The 16831-nt window shown below is 43.9% G+C and carries 14 protein-coding genes; 13 read left to right on the forward strand and 1 reads right to left on the reverse strand.

Annotated features, from left to right (window positions below; genetic code table 11):
- Window positions 1–450: 450 nt before the first annotated feature.
- The 7 genes from NCCP2331_RS04405 (at window position 451) to brnQ (ending at window position 9982) form a co-directional block, all read left to right on the forward strand.
- Window positions 451–1293 carry an ABC transporter ATP-binding protein gene (locus NCCP2331_RS04405; RefSeq protein WP_251668817.1) on the forward strand — a complete coding sequence of 281 codons (843 nt, stop codon included), beginning with the start codon at window positions 451–453 and terminating at the stop codon, window positions 1291–1293.
- On the forward strand, window positions 1226–1981 hold the full coding sequence (locus tag NCCP2331_RS04410; protein WP_153721926.1) for an ABC transporter permease: 756 nt from the start codon (window positions 1226–1228) through the stop codon (window positions 1979–1981). The genes NCCP2331_RS04405 and NCCP2331_RS04410 overlap by 68 nt, the downstream gene beginning before the upstream one ends.
- A 29-nt stretch (window positions 1982–2010) precedes the next feature.
- Entirely contained in the window at window positions 2011–3015 is a 1005-nt protein-coding gene (locus NCCP2331_RS04415) for an aliphatic sulfonate ABC transporter substrate-binding protein (protein WP_251668820.1), read from the forward strand.
- Window positions 3016–3144: 129 nt separating this feature from the next.
- The gene (locus NCCP2331_RS04420; RefSeq protein ID WP_251668822.1) at window positions 3145–3858 is read left to right on the forward strand and encodes an NAD-dependent deacylase; all 714 of its coding nucleotides are present in this window, start codon (window positions 3145–3147) and stop codon (window positions 3856–3858) included.
- 45 nt (window positions 3859–3903) lie between these two features.
- Window positions 3904–5058 (forward strand): exonuclease SbcCD subunit D, encoded by a 1155-nt coding sequence (locus tag NCCP2331_RS04425; protein ID WP_251668824.1) that lies wholly within the window; start codon window positions 3904–3906, stop codon window positions 5056–5058.
- A complete protein-coding gene (locus NCCP2331_RS04430) occupies window positions 5055–8129 on the forward strand; it encodes an SbcC/MukB-like Walker B domain-containing protein (RefSeq protein ID WP_251668825.1) in 3075 nt (1024 codons plus the stop codon). The genes NCCP2331_RS04425 and NCCP2331_RS04430 overlap by 4 nt, the downstream gene beginning before the upstream one ends.
- A gap of 485 nt (window positions 8130–8614) precedes the next feature.
- The gene (brnQ, locus tag NCCP2331_RS04435; RefSeq protein WP_251668827.1) at window positions 8615–9982 is read left to right on the forward strand and encodes a branched-chain amino acid transport system II carrier protein; all 1368 of its coding nucleotides are present in this window, start codon (window positions 8615–8617) and stop codon (window positions 9980–9982) included.
- A gap of 15 nt (window positions 9983–9997) precedes the next feature.
- On the opposite strand, the gene NCCP2331_RS04440 is transcribed toward brnQ, so the two are convergent.
- Window positions 9998–10666 (reverse strand): GntR family transcriptional regulator, encoded by a 669-nt coding sequence (locus NCCP2331_RS04440; RefSeq protein WP_251668829.1) that lies wholly within the window; start codon window positions 10664–10666, stop codon window positions 9998–10000.
- Between the two features lie 456 nt (window positions 10667–11122).
- On the opposite strand from NCCP2331_RS04440, the gene NCCP2331_RS04445 reads away from it, so the two are divergent.
- The 6 genes from NCCP2331_RS04445 to NCCP2331_RS04465 all read left to right on the forward strand — a co-directional run bounded on the left by NCCP2331_RS04445 (window position 11123) and on the right by NCCP2331_RS04465 (window position 16829).
- On the forward strand, window positions 11123–11449 hold the full coding sequence (locus NCCP2331_RS04445; RefSeq protein WP_153722962.1) for a DUF485 domain-containing protein: 327 nt from the start codon (window positions 11123–11125) through the stop codon (window positions 11447–11449).
- Window positions 11450–11482: 33 nt separating this feature from the next.
- Window positions 11483–13030, forward strand: coding sequence for a solute symporter family protein (locus tag NCCP2331_RS04450; protein WP_153722972.1), 1548 nt, complete (start codon window positions 11483–11485; stop codon window positions 13028–13030).
- 128 nt (window positions 13031–13158) lie between these two features.
- Window positions 13159–15087 carry a DUF294 nucleotidyltransferase-like domain-containing protein gene (locus NCCP2331_RS04455; RefSeq protein WP_251668831.1) on the forward strand — a complete coding sequence of 643 codons (1929 nt, stop codon included), beginning with the start codon at window positions 13159–13161 and terminating at the stop codon, window positions 15085–15087.
- 82 nt (window positions 15088–15169) lie between these two features.
- Window positions 15170–15835 (forward strand): 3'-5' exonuclease, encoded by a 666-nt coding sequence (locus tag NCCP2331_RS04460; RefSeq protein ID WP_194841177.1) that lies wholly within the window; start codon window positions 15170–15172, stop codon window positions 15833–15835.
- A 122-nt stretch (window positions 15836–15957) separates the two neighbouring features.
- The gene (locus NCCP2331_RS18380; RefSeq protein ID WP_264879196.1) at window positions 15958–16089 is read left to right on the forward strand and encodes a hypothetical protein; all 132 of its coding nucleotides are present in this window, start codon (window positions 15958–15960) and stop codon (window positions 16087–16089) included.
- Window positions 16090–16106: 17 nt separating this feature from the next.
- The gene (locus NCCP2331_RS04465) at window positions 16107–16829 is read left to right on the forward strand and encodes an SDR family NAD(P)-dependent oxidoreductase (protein ID WP_251668833.1); all 723 of its coding nucleotides are present in this window, start codon (window positions 16107–16109) and stop codon (window positions 16827–16829) included.
- The last annotated feature ends 2 nt before the right edge of the window (window positions 16830–16831 follow it).

The following is a 16831-nucleotide window of genomic DNA, read 5'->3' on the forward strand; positions in this document are numbered from 1 at the left end:
TAGCGTTAGGAGCACTGGTTTTAGGCGACTCCGGGAGGATCAGCCCGATAGGATGAGACAACTAAAGGGAGCGAAAGCCTTTACGAAGAAAGGCTTTTGCGAATAAAAGCGTAGCGTTATGAGCACAGTTTGCCTTAATTTTTGCAAAGAGCGCAAAAACACGGCCAAGCGAACCCTTCGCTGTTCGCTTGGCTCACCGAGGGCCCTCCGGAACGCGTCCGCCTGGAACGCAGGGAAACGATATCCACCACTTACCATCCTATACTGCGCAATTACATTCAAATCCATGAAATAGACTGTCAAGCACATGTTTCGGTGAGGAGCCAATAAAAAAGAATATTAAAAATAGTGTTGACAAAACCTATATGAATGGTAGATTATATACATATGTTAAACAAATAGAATTAGTAGGAATTAAGAAAGCACAAAACGAGGACTGGGGGAGTTGGCATGTACTTATCAATTAATGGGATCGAAAAGAGCTTTCCCCATAAAGAAAAAGGGACTGTAAAGGTACTCGACAATATCAATTTAGAAGTTGAAAAAGGACAATTTGTTTCGATCGTCGGGCCTTCAGGCTGTGGCAAATCGACGATGCTCTACTTAATTGCCGGGCTGGAAAAAGCGGATAGCGGGTCGATTCAAATTAATGGAAACGAAGTGAAAGGTTCAGGATCAGATCGTGTCGTCGTGTTTCAGGAAGCCGGGTTGTTTCCGTGGCTTACTGTTCTGGATAATGTCACGTACGGCCTGCTGCTGAAAAAGATACCCAAGAAGGAAGCAGAGGAGAAAGCAATCGAGATGCTGAAAATGGTGCACTTGGGGAATTACGTTAATGCCTATCCGCATCAGCTGTCAGGCGGCATGAAACAGCGGGTTTCGATTGCAAGGGCGTTAGTGATGGAGCCGGATATTTTATTGATGGATGAACCTTTTGCAGCGCTGGATGAACAGACGCGGATGGTCTTGCATAAAGAACTGCTGGATATCTGGAGAAAAACGAAAGTGACAATTTTCTTTATCACACATAATATCCGGGAAGCTGTGCTGCTGTCGCAGAAGATTATAGTCTTTGCTACACGCCCGGGAAAAATAAAGGCAGTTTTCACTTCAAAAGATTCAAAAGACGGTGTGATGCCAAGCGATGTGACGCTGCAGCTGGAGAAACAGATTCTGGCAGAGCTGCAGGATGAAATAGAGAAGGTGCTGAAGGAGGAGATGGGTGATGACTACAGCTTTAAGACGAATAGTGTTTCTCGGGATACTAGTGGCGATATGGGAAATCACATCTAGACTGTCGGAATTGCCCGATTTCATGTTTCCGAGCTTCACACAAGTGATGACGACATTAGTATCGGGTCTCATCTCCGGTCAAATTTTGATCGCAATCGGCGCAAGCCTTACCCGGCTGCTTATCGGATTTACCATTGCATCGATACTCGGCCTTATACTTGGTTATTTAATTTGGCGCTATAAACTGGTGGAAGATACACTCGGTTTTCTCGTAACAGCATTGCAGTCGATTCCTAGTATTGTCTGGTTTCCACTGGCAATCATTTGGTTTGGCCTGAACGATTTTGCTATTTTATTCATTGTGACATTGGGTGCAACCTGGACGATGATCGTCAACGCGACAAGCGGATTCAAAAATGTACCGCTGCTGTATCAGCAAGTTGCTAAATCTCTTGGTTCAGGAGGGTTTCACTTTTTGCGGACTGTGATTCTTCCTGCATCTGTTCCGCAGCTGATTTCTGGTCTGCGCATTGCCTGGGCTTTCTCGTGGCGGGCTCTCATGGCGGGGGAATTGCTCGGTGCCGGAGTTGGACTCGGGCAGCTTTTGGAAGCAGGCCGTGCGCTCGGCCAGATGGATTTAGTCATTTCGGTAATGATCATTATCGGTGTGATCGGAACGATTATGGATAATGTTTTATTCCTGCGGCTGGAACGGAATGTGGAACGTAAATGGGGAATTAGGGCATAACGCGCTCATGATGAAAAGGGGAGAAGAAGATGAACAGAAAAGTAACGGGTGTATTATTATCAGTGCTGGCAATCGTGGGGATTTTATCAGGCTGCGGCAAGAAAGATGCAGCTGAATCAGATAAAAATGAAGTGAAGATCGGTTATTTCCCAAATCTAACGCATATTGCAACCATTATCGGGCTGGAAAATAACTACTTCGCTGAAGAATTTGGAGAGGATGTCAAGATTTCCACGAAGACAGTCAGCAACGGCGGGTTATTCATGGAAGCGATGGCTACGAATTCAATCGATATCGGAACGGTCGGGCCGGGTCCGGTGATCAACTACTTTGTTAAGGATCCGAAATACCATATCGTTTCCGGTGCAGTAAATGGCGGTGCGGTATTGGTATCAGCGGGCCACAGCGGTATTAATGAGCTGGCGGACTTAGACGGTAAACAAGTAGCAATTCCCGTTATCGGAAGCACGCAAGACGTAATGTTGCGTAAAGCGTTGAAAGATGTGAACCTGAAGGCAAAAGCGAACGGCGGTACGGTAGACTTCTTCGCAGCGGCGCCGGCAGATACAGCGACACTGTTCATTCAGAAATCAGTGGACGCAGCAGCGACACAAGAACCATGGGGCTATATTCTGCAGAATCAGGCAGACGGTAAACTACTGCTGGACTGGGAAGACTTTGCATGGGGCAAGGAATCCACAAATACAGTAGTTGCGACAAGTGATCAATTCCTGCAGCATGATGAGTTAGTGAAAGCCTATTTAACAGCGCATGCAAGAGCAGTACAATTCGTGCGTGATGAGCCGGAAGAAGCACAGGCTCTAGTTGTCAAGCATATTAAGGGATTGACAGGCAAAGAGCTGGGGAAAGAAGAACTCGAAGCTGCGTTCAGCAGAATTGAAGTCACAACAGAAGTGAATGAAGACGTTCTGCAGGAAATGGCAGACATCAGTCTGGAAGCAGATTACATCAAGACGAATGAAATCGACGGTCTAATTGATCTTCAAGTTATCAAAGCAATCACATCTAAATAAACAGCGGCGGGTATCCAAACTTGGATGCCTGTTTTTTATTTCGTAAACGTTTTGTCAATCTTGCTGAAAAGATTTTGTGCTACTATAAGAATAGAACGTAATTTCGCTATTATGAAAGGATGAGTGTCTATGCTGGCTGATTTACTGAAGGAATCAAAGCACACAATCGTTTACACAGGAGCGGGAATGTCTACTGAAAGCGGGCTGCCTGATTTTCGATCTGCCAAGACTGGTATGTGGGAAATGGAAGATCCTGCGAAGGTGGCTAGTGTTGATGCGCTCAATCAGCAATTCGAACAATTTTTTCAGTTCTATAAACAGCGCGTGCTGGCAGCCAAGGAAGCGGGTCCGCATGAAGGGCATCGAATTCTTTCCAAATGGGAAGAACAAGGATTGATTTCCGGCATCATTACGCAAAATGTTGATGGATTCCATACAATGACGGGATCGGAAAATGTCATGGAACTGCACGGCACGCTTCGCGAAGTTCATTGCGAGAGCTGCGGAAAAGTATATGGCAATGAACGCTATGAACAAGATGAATTCTATTGTGAATGCGGCGGGAAACTGCGTCCGTCTGTCGTTTTATTTGGTGAAATGCTGCCGGAAGAAGCTTTTCTGCAATCCGTTTTTGAAAGTGAAAAGGCCGACCTGTTTATCGTGCTTGGTTCATCCTTGACTGTATCACCAGCCAACCAGTTTCCAATGCTGGCAAAAGAAAATGGAGCTAAGCTTGTCATAATCAATATGGAACCGACTTCCATGGATTACCTGGCAGATCTCGTTATCAATGAACGCAAGATCGGTGAAGTTTTACGCGAAGCAGACCGGGAACTTTCGTAATCATCATTAAAGTTTAGAAAGCTGTACCAAGAGAGGAGAATCTATTTGAAATTATTCCATACAGCAGACTGGCATCTTGGAAAACTAGTCCAAGGTGTCTATATGACGGAAGACCAGCGCTATATCCTAAGCGCGTTAATTGAAGAAATAAAGATAGAACAGCCGGATGCGGTGATTATTGCAGGCGACCTGTACGACCGGGCAATTCCGCCGACTGAAGCGGTCAATTTGCTCAATGATATACTGCAGGAAATCGTCATTGATCTGCAAATTCCCGTTATTGCGATTGCAGGAAATCATGATAGTCCGAGCCGGCTTCACTTCGGCAGCACGTTTATGAAAGAGCAGGGGCTGCATATTACAGGTGAGCTGTCAGCAGAACTGCCGCCTGTCATTTTACAAGATGAATTCGGTGAAGTTCATTTCCATCTGATTCCTTATGCGGATCCTTCCAAAGTGCGTCATTTATTCCAGGACGATGCCATCTCAAGCCATCAGCAGGCGATGGAAAAAATCATCGGAAGAATAAAGGAAACGATGGATGAAGATGCCAGGCACGTCTTTGTCGGGCATGCTTTCATCACACCGCACGGAGAAAAAGAAGAGAACACAAGCGATGCGGAAAGACCGCTGTCGATCGGGGGTGCAGAATATGTATCCTCCGACCTCTTTGCGCCGTTTCATTATACTGCTCTCGGCCACTTACATAGAGCGCACTGGGTCGGATCTGAAACAATCCGCTACTCGGGATCTCCTTTAAAGTACTCTATATCTGAAGAAAATCATCAAAAAGGCTATCTAATTGTCCATCTGCATGAAGACGGAGAGGTGGAGATAGAGAAGAGACTGCTTGATCCGCTGCATGACATGCGTACGGTAGAAGGGGCGATGGACGATTTGTTGCAGCAGCCGCCGAATGAAGATTATGTATTCGTTAAGCTGCTTGATACAGTACCGATTATTCAGCCGATGGAAAAAGTTCGCTCAGTATATCCGAATGCGATGCATGTTGAGCGCAAACTCCTGCCGGCTTCCGGTGAAGGACTTGGTTTTGCTGTAAACACAGAGAAGCGAGAAGACGACAGGTCGCTGTTTGCATCCTTTTATAAAGAACTGCAAGGCGAACCAGCAGATCCTGAAACAGAACAGTTATTTGCAGAAGTGCTTTGGGATGTCATGAATGAGGAGGACAAAGCATGAAGCCGATCACGTTAACGATGACAGCTTTCGGTCCGTACAAAGATAAGGAAACGGTCGATTTCAACGATTTGAAAGAGCATCGTTTATTTGTCATCTCTGGAAAGACAGGTGCAGGCAAGACAACGATCTTTGACGGGATTTGCTTTGCGCTGTACGGACAGGCAAGCGGAGAAGATCGGACGGATACGAGAGCGCTTCGCAGCCAGTTTGCAGATGACGATGTGCAGACGACTGTGGAATTGACATTTGATATTCACCAGCGAAGATATCGTGTTCTGCGACAGATTCCTTACCGCAAGAAAGGGAATAAATCAGAGACACTCGGTTGCTGTGAATTATTTGAAGAGAGCGGCACGCAATCCATACCGGTAACTGACCGGCAAATAGTTACTGAAGTGAATGAAAAAATAGAAGAGCTGTTAGGCTTCACGCATGCACAATTCAGTCAGATCATGATGCTTCCGCAAGGTGAATTCCGAAAATTTCTTACATCAGATACAGCCAATAAGGAAGCCATCATGCGGAAAATTTTCAAGACTGAGCCCTATCAGAAGCTTGCCGATCGGCTGAAAGTGAAAAAAGAAGAGGCAAATGCGGAATATCTTCATGAAAAACAGATGAGCGGCGCAGTTCTTCACCAGATTCCCGCCAAGCTGCCGGAGCGGCAGACCCTTTTATTTACAGAGCTGAAAGCAGAATATCCGAATTACCATCAGCTGATTACCGGATTGCAGGAAGAACAAGCCTATTATCTGGAACAGTCTGTAGCGAAACATGAAGAGTATACAAAGTTTTACATCCAGCATGATGAAAAACAAAAAGAACTTCATGCGGCCAGTTCTGTCAATGAACAATTTGAGAAGCTTAAAAAGCGTGAAACAGAATTACAGCAGCTACATGCGCAGAAAGAAACCATGGCAGAGCTTGAGAGACGCTGGCTTGCAGCCGAACGGGCGGCCCGCCTGGAGGATTTAGAGCTGCAAGTAAAATCGAATGAAACTGAGTTATTCAAGAAAAATAAGAGTTATGAAGAAGCGGCTGCACTTCTCGCAGATGCCAACCGGCAACTGGCTGCTGCCAAAGAATCATACGATACAGAGCAAGCGCGTGAAGGCGAACGAAATGCTTTGAAGGAAGAGCTGTCTGACTTGAACCGTTTGCTGCCTGCGGTTTCGGGCCTTGCCAATGAGCGCCGTTATCTGGAACAGCTAGAGAAAAAAGCTAATCAAGCATCTTTACAAATAAATCAGGAGCAGCAAAAGCTTGAACAGCGCACGGCTTCATTAGAGTTGCAGAAAAAAGAAATTAAACAGCTGGAAGCCGGGCTGGAAGATTATGAATCGTATGTAGATGAATTGGCAACAGTGAAAGCCTATGCAAAGCAACTGCAAATCTTTGAACAGCAAAGTCATAAGGTCAAGGAAATAGAGCAGCAATTCACTGAAGCTAAAGCGGAAAATGAACATTTTGCAGCAGATTACCAAGCGCTTGAAAGTCAGTGGATCGGCAGTCAGGCGATGTTGCTTGCAGCTTCACTACAAGAAGGGGAGGACTGTCCGGTATGCGGCAGCAGCCATCACCCGAATAAAGCTGCCGGCGGAGAAAATGAGCATGTAACAAAGCAGCAGCTGGATCAGGCGAAACAAATGCGGCTTGCGAAAGAACAGCAATTTCATTCGAAGCATGCAGAACTGCAGCAAGTTCTGAATCAGCTGGAGGCCTTGGATCATGAGCTGAAAGAGCAGCAAATTGTAATGGGCCGCGATTATAAAGCGGATGCAGCGGCTCTTGAAATGAAAGTCGGGCAACTGCGAAAAAACAGAGAAACCGTAAAGAAGAAGAAAGAAGCAAGTGAAAAAGAAGAAACTGCGATTAACGAATTGATTGCTGCGATGAAAAAATTAGAACTGCTCTATACTGAAACGAAAAGTGAATGGAAAACTAAACTGGCCGTATACAACCACTCGATTTCAAAAATACCTGAAGAAATTCAGGAACTGCCGGCATTGCAGCAGAAGATTCAAACAAAAGAAGCAGTCAGCACAGCGCTTGAGAATGCCTGGAATGCTATTCAGCAGAAGCTTCAGGATGTGCATACATTACAAACGAAAATGGACTCCCGCGAGCAAATGGAAAAACAGGCGGCATCAGAAATGAAAATAAAGTTTCAGGTGAGCCGAGCCGGATTTGAAAAACGTCTCATGGAAGAGGGCTTTGATTCTCAGGAGAGCTATCTTCGGGTGAAGCTGCCAATACAAGAGCGGCAGAATATTTACCAGCGTCTGCAGACGTATACACAGACCCTGCATACACTGAAGGCTGCTTTAGATGAATTGAAAGAGTCTGTGAAAGATAAACGACCAATCGATCTGCATACGCTGAAGCAGCATGTGGAGTTGCTGAAAAATCAATATGAACAGGCATTTGCGCTGTTCAATCAGTTTGAAGGCTGGAAAAAATCTGCAGAGGAACTGCATGTCGATCTGGAAACGAGCAAAAAACGAGAGGCAGAATTGGAAAAAAATCATGGCAAGATCACAAATTTATACGATATTGTCCGTGGCCAAAACCGTTTGAAAATTTCTTTTGAAAGATATATACAAATTGAATATTTAGAGCGGATTATTCAGGCGGCTAATATCCGGCTGCGCGATGTATCGAATGGCCAGTATGAGCTGATCAGGAGCGACCGTCAGGAAACAAGAGGCAAGCAGAGCGGTCTCGGCATTGATGTGCATGATGCTTATACCGGTCAGACGCGTGATGTGAAGACACTTTCCGGCGGAGAAAAATTCAATGCTTCTCTTTGTCTCGCGCTAGGCATGGCGGACGTCATTCAGAGCTTTCAGGGGGCTGTCCGCATAGAGACAATGTTTATTGATGAAGGGTTCGGCGCTTTAGACGAGGAAGCGATTCAAAAAGCCATCGACACATTGATCGCGCTGCAGCAGTCAGGACGAATGATTGGGATCATTTCGCATATTGATGAAATGAAAGAAGCGATTCCCGCCACTCTTCAAGTAACTAAAATGAAAGAAGGGTACAGCAAGACGAAGTTTGTTATAAAATAAATGATTCGAACCGGCGGCATACGTGCAGCCGGTTTTTACTTTTTCTCGTTGAACAAATAGCACCTCACCAAAATATGTGCTTGACAGTTTATATCATGAGCAAAGCGAACAGCGCAGGGTTCGCTTTGCCGTATTTCTACGTTTTTTCAGAAATTAGGGCAGTGATGTACGCCTTTTCGCCAGTAGACTCACAGCGTAAGGCAATCCCCCAGCGCCGAAGCGGGTTTAAACCGCAAACTCACACCATGTCAAACAGCAGCATGTTTTCGCAATACGGTCATAACAACTTGTCAAGAATTGAATTTGTGCATACCCGAAAAAACAACAGTAATATTTCCGGAAAAGTAATCAGTAAGTTAGCAATAAAGCCAAAAATTAAATGATTCGGCAGGCAGTTGATTTTCCGATTTACAAAGCGTAAGATGGGGAAATGTAATATATTGCATACACGAATTTACTGTTGTCTACAGGAGGATTTTTAGCAAATGGAGAAAAAATTATCATTCTCGTCCAGCCTCGTAATCGGGGTCATGCTGTTCGCATTATTTTTCGGGGCGGGTAACCTGATATTCCCGGCAGAGCTTGGTCAGCTCGCGGGAACAAATACATGGAAAGCAATGCTCGGGTTTTTATTCACTGGCGTCGGACTGCCGTTCCTCGGAATCCTTGCGATCGGATATTCCGGCAGCAGAGATCTTCAAGAACTGGCGAGCCGGATTCACCCTCTGTACGCGCTGATTTTTACCTCTGTCCTTTATTTAACCATCGGCCCGTTTTTTGCGGCGCCCAGAACAGGGGCAGTGGCATTTGACATTGGGATTGCGCCATTTCTGAATGATTTCCCAGTCGCTCTTGCCCGGTTTTTATTTACCCTGCTGTTTTTTGGAATCAGCATGTGGCTTTCTTTAAATCCGGCAAAAATTGTGGACCGTGTCGGCAAGCTGCTGTCTCCGCTGATCATTATCCTGTTAATCGGACTCATCGCTATGACAGTATTCAAACCGATGGGCATAGTTCAGCCGGCGCAAATTCCATATACTGAAGGCGCCTTCTTTACAGGTTTCCTGGAAGGTTATAATACGATGGATGCGTTAGCATCACTAGTATTCGGTATAATTGTCATCAAAGCTGTACAGGCAATGGGAATCACAGATAAAAAACAAATACTGACTTCGACTGCTAAAACAGGATTTGTGGCGGCAGGGTTTCTCGCAATTATCTACCTCGGGATCGCTTATCTCGGAGCAGCCTCAGTTGATTCAATTGGCTACGTAAACTCGGGGGGAGCGGTATTAAGTGAGACGGCTTCGTATTACTTCGGTTCTATCGGTTTTGTGCTGCTGGGAATTGTCATTATGCTGGCATGCCTCACGACAGCTATAGGACTGTTGACGGCTTGCGGTGAATATTTTCATTCAATCATTCCCATAATCAGCTATAAGTGGTTTGTCGTGATATTTTCTACGTTTTGTCTGACAGTCGCTAACTTTGGCCTGGCAAATATTATCAATTTCTCACTTCCGGTACTCGTTTTGCTGTATCCGCTCGCTATGGTGCTGATTATATTGACTTTCACCGGTCCGTTGTTTCATCAGTCAAAGCTTGTATACCAAACGGCAACAGCTGCTGCCTTCTTGATCAGTTCAGTGGAAGCGCTCGTGAAATTTTATAAATTGGTCGATCATCAGCTGCCTGCATGGATTTCTTGGATAAACAAAATGTACACTGATTATATTCCATATTATGCAGAAGGTATCGGCTGGCTGGTACCTGTGCTGATTGTAACTGCTGTCTTTGGGCTGTCAGTTGTTCTGTCCAATAAAAACAGTCATAAAAAGAGGATCCGGGCTTGACGCCGGATCCTCTTTTTAGGAATTGAATTTCTCGACTGAATGAAATTCCTCGATTGCACGCAGCCAATTTTCCCTCATAACTTTAGTTACTCGCTCTCCATCACGCTCACTCATTAAATCAATAATTTGTTCGTGTTCCGAAATGGATTGGGAAGTGAGTATAATGGAATTATGAAAAAATAATCTGCGGACATGAGCCTGCAGAGACACAAGCATGGAAGATATATAAGTGTTGGCTGCAGTATCGACAATAATCTGGTGGAATTTTTCATCTATCTTCAACGCCTGAAAATAATCTTCTTTCTCAACTGCCAAGGCAAATCGTTTATTTGTATCGCGTAATTTTTTAATGACACTGTCTGTTAAATTGGGTATGGCGAGTTCCGCAGACAGCGCCTGCAGTGCGGCAAGCGGAGGCAGAAGTTCAGAGATAGATTCCCGCTGGACCTCTGTTACTTGAGTAGCTTTGCCGGGGAACATCTGGACAAAACCCTGCACTTCCAACAGCTGAAGGGATTCACGTATTGGTGTCCGGCTGACGCCAAGTGCTTCGGCAAGTTCCACATCATTTAATTTCTCGCCAGGTTGAAGCGTGCCGTCAATAATCCATTTCTGCAGTTGACCGAAGGCGTTTTCCTTGGCTGTTTTACGGACCGGCTGTGCGTGATTAGTAGGTATAGGCAATTTCTCACACCATCTTTCTCTATAATAAGTACATTAAATGAGCATTTTCTAAATGCTAACGATATACAATATACTACATCTTTTTGCTGTGCTTTAACAGTATCAATTTATTTTCGTTCAAAAAATGGAAATTCAAATAGAGTTTTTATTACATTTTTAAAATTAAAAATAAGAAAAATTAAAATTGTCCTTGTAACTTTCACGGGCTTTTGTTAGATTAATGTCTATACCAATCTTGCTTTACCTTAGTATATCAAATTTTACAAATCTTCAAAAAAAGGTATTGCAAATCAAGTAAATATTTGGTATTGTTTACATGTGTACTATAACAAATAAAAATACTGTTTCGCTGGTACATATTGTCTAGTTGGCTTTATGATGAAAGCGTTTTCAGAGAAAGTGGAGGGATTTGGCAACTTTTTCAGTAAGTATATAAAATAGAAAGGGGATTAACAAATGAGCAATCAAACGACTCGTGGGAAATCCACATTAGACTATGAGAAAATCGTTGCAACAGAGGACTTTAAAGCCTTAGTCAAACGCAAACAGACATTTTCAAGACCTTACGTAATCTTTTTCTTCGCAGCGTACTTTATACTTCCACTTTTAACAGGATATACGAAGATTCTTGAAACTCGGGCGATCGGCTATATGACATGGACCTGGGTCTATGCATTTTCCATGTTTATTATGGTTTGGGTATTTACCTCTATCTATATGAATAAAGCAAAGCATTTTGATAATGATGTAGACAAGATTATAGAAAAAAATGTTCTAAAATAAATGTCTTAAAAAAGGGGGGTCCTGCAAATGCAGATGGATTTTATTTCAATACTTATATTCTTCTCAGTTATTGCGCTGACACTTTATATTACATGGTGGGCTGCTAAGCAAACAACTACTGCGAGCGACTTTTACACAGCTGGCGGATCATTGACCGGCTGGCAAAATGGTTTGGCCATCGCGGGTGACTATTTATCAGCAGCTTCATTCTTGGGTATCGCCGGTGCGATTTCACTAAATGGTTTCGATGGCTTCTATTATAGTATTGGTTGGCTGACAGCTTACTTAGTGGTATTGTTCCTAATCGCAGAACCGCTTCGAAACTTAGGTAAGTTTACAATGGCTGATATGATTGGTGCGCGATTTGGTGCGAAGAAAGTTCGCGGAGCGGCTGCATTAAACACTATTACAATAGTTATGTTCTATATGCTTGCCCAGCTGGTAGGTGCAGGCGCGCTAATTAAATTACTATTTGGTATACCATATAACATGTCAGTTTTAATCGTAGGAACGATGATGTTGATTTATGTTTTATTTGGCGGGATGACTGCAACGAGTTGGGTGCAGATTGTTAAGGCTATGCTTTTAATGGCGGGTACAATCATTATCTCATTCTTGGTGCTCATGAAGTTCAACTTTAATTTCATTGGTATGTTCGATGCAATGAGAACAGCAACTCCTCATGGAGAAGCTTTCCTTCATTCAGGGGTCGTGTATAAAGATACCATCGGCCTGATATCCGTATTACTGGCACTTGTTTTGGGTACTGCGGGTCTTCCACATATCTTAATGCGCTTCTTTACAGTGAAAGATGCAAAAACGGCGCGTTCTTCTGTAATTTATTCTGTTTGGATTATCGGTCTTTTCTATGTACTAACAATCTTCCTTGGTTTTGGAGCTGCAAAATTTGTTGGAGCAGATGCAATTATTGCGGAAAATGCTGCCGGAAACATGGCTGCGCCAATGCTAGCAGGAGTACTCGGTGGAAATGCACTTGAATCCTTCGTAGCAGCGGTTGCATTCGCAACAATCCTTGCTGTCGTAGCAGGACTTGTACTATCTGGAGCTTCTGCAATTGCTCACGACCTTTACGGTCAAGTTATCAAAAATGGTAATGTAACTGAGAAACAGCAGGTTAACGCTGCACGCTGGGCTTCTATTGCAATTGGCGTGTTCTCTATTATTCTTGCCTTAGGCGCTGAAAAATTAAACGTAGCATTCCTAGTGTCTTTAGCATTCTGTGTTGCAGCCTCTGCAAACGTGCCAACTATACTATTGACGATCTATTGGAAAAAATTCAATACAACAGGCGCGTTGGTATCGATGCTATCAGGGCTAATTGTGGCACTTGTGCTTGTAGCAATGAGTCCGAGCGTATGGAATCCGGTTCCAGGAGCTGCCTTGTTTACAGGGAATCCGATTTTCCCGTATTCGCTTCCTACGATTTTCTCTGTTCCTGCAGGGTTCCTCGGAGCATGGCTTGGAACAGTTCTAAGCGCGAAGAAGCACGAAGAGCTCGAAATTTCGTATGCAGAAGTGCGTTTCAAAGCTGAAACTGGATACAAAGAGCTTGATAATTAATTAACAGTCGTATCATCATGAAATGCTCCCCCTTCTGATTGTCACACAGAGGGAGGAGCTTTTTTATGTACTGAATCTGTCAGCCGACTAGTAAAATAAAGTGTATGTGATCAAAAGGGGGTTTTGATGTGCTGCAGACAATTAAAGATCGTGCATTGTATGAAAGGATCCATAACAATCCTTTATTTGCGGATACTGACGAAGAGGAGTTCGACCGGCTGCTGATAGACTGCAGGTTAAAATTGTATGAACGTGCTGAGAAGTCCAATTACTTCAAAACACCGCAGGAGGGTCTGCTAATTATCCTTCAAGGTTCTGCAGAAGTGCAGATTGAAGGACAGGATGGAAGCTCTGTCATGCTGGAAATAGTCCAGGAGAACGAAATCATTGGATTCTCTAATTTTGCCTATTACCTGGGCGAAATGGCACGACCTCTCGATAAGCATCATATTGATATGGAAGTGGCGAAAAACTCAATCTGCCTTCAGGTGCCGTATGAAGTAATCAAGAAGAGAATGGACGACCAGAATGTACGCGATTATGTTTTACGCAAAATGTCAATGCGTCTCGCAAACGTGTATACATCTTTAGGTGAGCAGGTCCGTCTGGCAGATGAATACGGAGAAAGTGAACCATATGTGCGCCGTGTGCAGGATTTTATGAGCAGCCCGGTGGTGACAATTCATGCAGAAGCAGAAGTTCAAGAAATTGCAGAGCTGATGATCAAGCATTCGATCAGTTCCATTATTGTCACCGACCAGGCAGGTAAATTGAACGGCATTGTCACAGAAAAAGACCTTGTGGAACGGGTTATAGCGGGAAGAGGCTCATCAATAGGTTTATTGGCAAAAGACGTCATGACAAAAAATCCGCATACCGTAAGATTGACAGATTACTATTATGAGGCACTTTCCAAGTTCTACAAACACGGGATTAAACATCTGCCGGTCATCAAAGCAGGCAAACCTATCGGGATCGTCACGTTTGCCACACTTATTACAAAACGTGACCGAAATTCAATGAATATCTTAAAGACGATTGAAGAATCATCGTTCGAAAACCTTCCTGTCGTCAAAGCAGCAATTTATGATGTGCTTTCCAATTTGATTCAAGATGAAATCTCTACTATTCACACTTTGGAAATCATCACGAAATTTTATGATCGTCTGGCGAAGCACTGTGTTCTTCTCGCGTTAGAATCGCTGGAAAGTAAAGGAGCCGGCACGCCTCCGGTACCGTTTGCCTGGTATCAAATGGGAAGCGGTGCTCGCGGTGAACAATTTATGCTTACAGATCAGGATCACTTTCTTGTTTATGAAGACGCAGCGGAAAATAAATCACAACTGGTTGAAAAGTATTTTGAGCTTCTAGGCAATGAAATTGTCGTTCATTTGGAGCAAGCCGGGTATACTAGATGTAAAGGGTTCATGATGGCCAGTGAATCACAGTGGCGCGGCACGATGGGAGAATGGCAGCAGCGCCTTCGTCAGTGGGCTTTGCAGTCGACACCTGAACAGATATTGCTCGGCTATAACTTTTTGTCGTTCCGGTTCCTTTACGGAGATCCGTCAGTAAATGACCGGTTTGTGCAGATGGTGAATACTCAATTGAGAAAGTCTTCAACATTTATTTATTATATGGCTCAGCAAGAGAGAGAAAAGCCGATACCGCAGCTGCAGCAGAATTTCTTGACCATTTTCCGTGGTCGCAGTAAAGCAGACGTCATTGATATAAAGAAGCATGCTCTATTCCCACTGCATCATTGCCTGCAAATTTTGGGTGTGAGCAATGGAATAATTAATGCGACTCCATTAGAGATCATCTCTGCGCTGCAGAAAAAAAAGAAATTCACAAAAGACTTTGCAGAAGAAATACGGCATGCTTACGAAATATCTTTGAGTATACGTATTTCAATGTCATGGGAAAAGCATTTGCGTAACGAAAAGATTTCAACAGAAATCGATTTGCGGAAACTTCGGCGCTGGGAATTAAATGAACTGCGGTCGACATTAGAGACAGTCAGAGCGCTGCAATCTCATTTGCTGTCTAAATTATAAATATCGAGTTCATATAATTTGAATGAAAATCCTTGTGCACCTTGTGCGTAATGTACTATATAAAGAGAAAGGGAGCAAAACCATGTTTTGGAAGAAGAAAAAATTAACCTACGAGCTGCAGCAATCACTTCAGCTGAATACCCCGCTGCAAGATATGAGTTTTACTGTATTTGATACGGAAACAACAGGCTTCGCCATTGGAGCGAGTGACCGTATGATTGAGATCGGTGCGGTGCAAGTGGAAGGGTTTCAAGTCACAGACCGGGTATTTCAGACATTTGTAAATCCCTCAAGAGAGATTCCGCCTTTAATCCAAAAATTAACTAATATAAAGCAGGAACAAGTAGACGAGGCGCCTATGCCGCTGACCGCAATAGAAGAGTATTTTGCGTTTATTGAAAAAAACAAAAGCGGCGGCTGGGTGGGGCATCATGTCAATTTTGATGAAATGGTCATTAAGAAAGAATTAGGAAGGCAGAAATATACATTCCAAATGCCGACTTCTTTTGATACGATGCACTTGATACGCTATTTAGATCCTTCGGGCGAGCAGCAGGATCTTGAAGACTACGCGAAAATGTTTGGAACAGAAGTTTTTGAGCGGCATCGTGCGTTGGGGGACGCTTTGACTACTGCACATGTATTTACGGAGCTGTTAAAGAAACTTGAACGGCAGGGCATTAAAACACTAGCAGATTTGCTTCGAATCAAAAATGGCGGGGCGTATAAGTTTGCTTCTCAAATCTAGTTTAAACTTCCAGCCTGCATTCATTCCATCTTACATGCAGGTTTTTTTGCTTGTCCTCATAATGCTGCAGACCTGTTATGCTATAGTTATAACAGTATAGAATTAGTAAGGGACGTGACTTTTTGAACAGACGTCAGAGGATACTGCTGATTATTATCGTGGTCGCTATTTTGATCTATTGCTGGATTCTTTTTTTTGAGCTGCCGGACAAAACAGCGGATGAATACATAGCAGCAATGAGCAGCTTGTTATGATAGGGGAGTGATTCGAAATGGATATAGTGATTATTACAGGGGCTTCGAAAGGGATCGGCAAGGAACTGTACAAGCAATTCGGTGACGATGGCGCAGCAGTATATGGCTTGGCCCGCTCAAATCCGGATCAGCTTGAACATCTAAAAGAGGTTGATGTAACGGATACAGAGAAAGCGTCCGCACTGCTGAAATCAATTGTGACGCGTCATCTGGACAAAGCGGATTCGTTTACTCTTATCAATAACGCAGGAGTCATCGATCCGATCAGCTTAACCGGCGCGTTGCCCGCTGAAGAAGTCGAACGGGCTGTACAAGTGAACTTGACGGCACCGATTCAATTAATCAACACTTTTATTGCTTCTCTGGAAGAGTTTACGGGGACAAAGAAAGTGTTGAATATCTCTTCGGGTGCCGGAAGATCTGCATATGAGGGTTGGAGCATCTATTGTGCAACAAAAGCGGGGCTGGATCACTTTTCCGCAGTTGTGGCTCTTGAACAGAGACAAGCCGCCAATCCAGTGGGTATTGTCTCTATCGCTCCGGGGATTATTGACACGGGGATGCAGGAAACTATCCGTTCCTCATCAGCTGAACAATTTCCACATCTTGAGAAATTCGTTAATTATAAAGAACAGGGTCAGCTAAGTACGGCTGAGGAAACGGCCGGACAATTACTGCGCTTTACGAAAGAAACAAATTTCTTAGAAGCAAAAACTATTTCAGATATCAGACAGACATAATA

The organism is Sporosarcina sp. NCCP-2331 (assembly GCF_023707945.1).
Taxonomy (GTDB): domain Bacteria; phylum Bacillota; class Bacilli; order Bacillales_A; family Planococcaceae; genus Sporosarcina; species Sporosarcina cascadiensis.

Bases quoted from the DNA above. Each gene is read 5' to 3' on its own strand.
- NCCP2331_RS04410 (WP_153721926.1), top strand. From the start codon at position 1,226: ATGACTACAGCTTTAAGACGAATAGTGTTTCTCGGGATACTAGTGGCG.
- NCCP2331_RS04460 (WP_194841177.1), top strand. From the start codon at position 15,170: ATGTTTTGGAAGAAGAAAAAATTAACCTACGAGCTGCAGCAATCACTT.
- NCCP2331_RS04445 (WP_153722962.1), top strand. From the start codon at position 11,123: ATGAGCAATCAAACGACTCGTGGGAAATCCACATTAGACTATGAGAAA.
- brnQ (WP_251668827.1), top strand. From the start codon at position 8,615: ATGGAGAAAAAATTATCATTCTCGTCCAGCCTCGTAATCGGGGTCATG.
- NCCP2331_RS04405 (WP_251668817.1), top strand. From the start codon at position 451: ATGTACTTATCAATTAATGGGATCGAAAAGAGCTTTCCCCATAAAGAA.
- NCCP2331_RS04450 (WP_153722972.1), top strand. From the start codon at position 11,483: ATGGATTTTATTTCAATACTTATATTCTTCTCAGTTATTGCGCTGACA.
- NCCP2331_RS04415 (WP_251668820.1), top strand. From the start codon at position 2,011: ATGAACAGAAAAGTAACGGGTGTATTATTATCAGTGCTGGCAATCGTG.
- NCCP2331_RS04420 (WP_251668822.1), top strand. From the start codon at position 3,145: ATGCTGGCTGATTTACTGAAGGAATCAAAGCACACAATCGTTTACACA.
- NCCP2331_RS04465 (WP_251668833.1), top strand. From the start codon at position 16,107: ATGGATATAGTGATTATTACAGGGGCTTCGAAAGGGATCGGCAAGGAA.
- NCCP2331_RS04430 (WP_251668825.1), top strand. From the start codon at position 5,055: ATGAAGCCGATCACGTTAACGATGACAGCTTTCGGTCCGTACAAAGAT.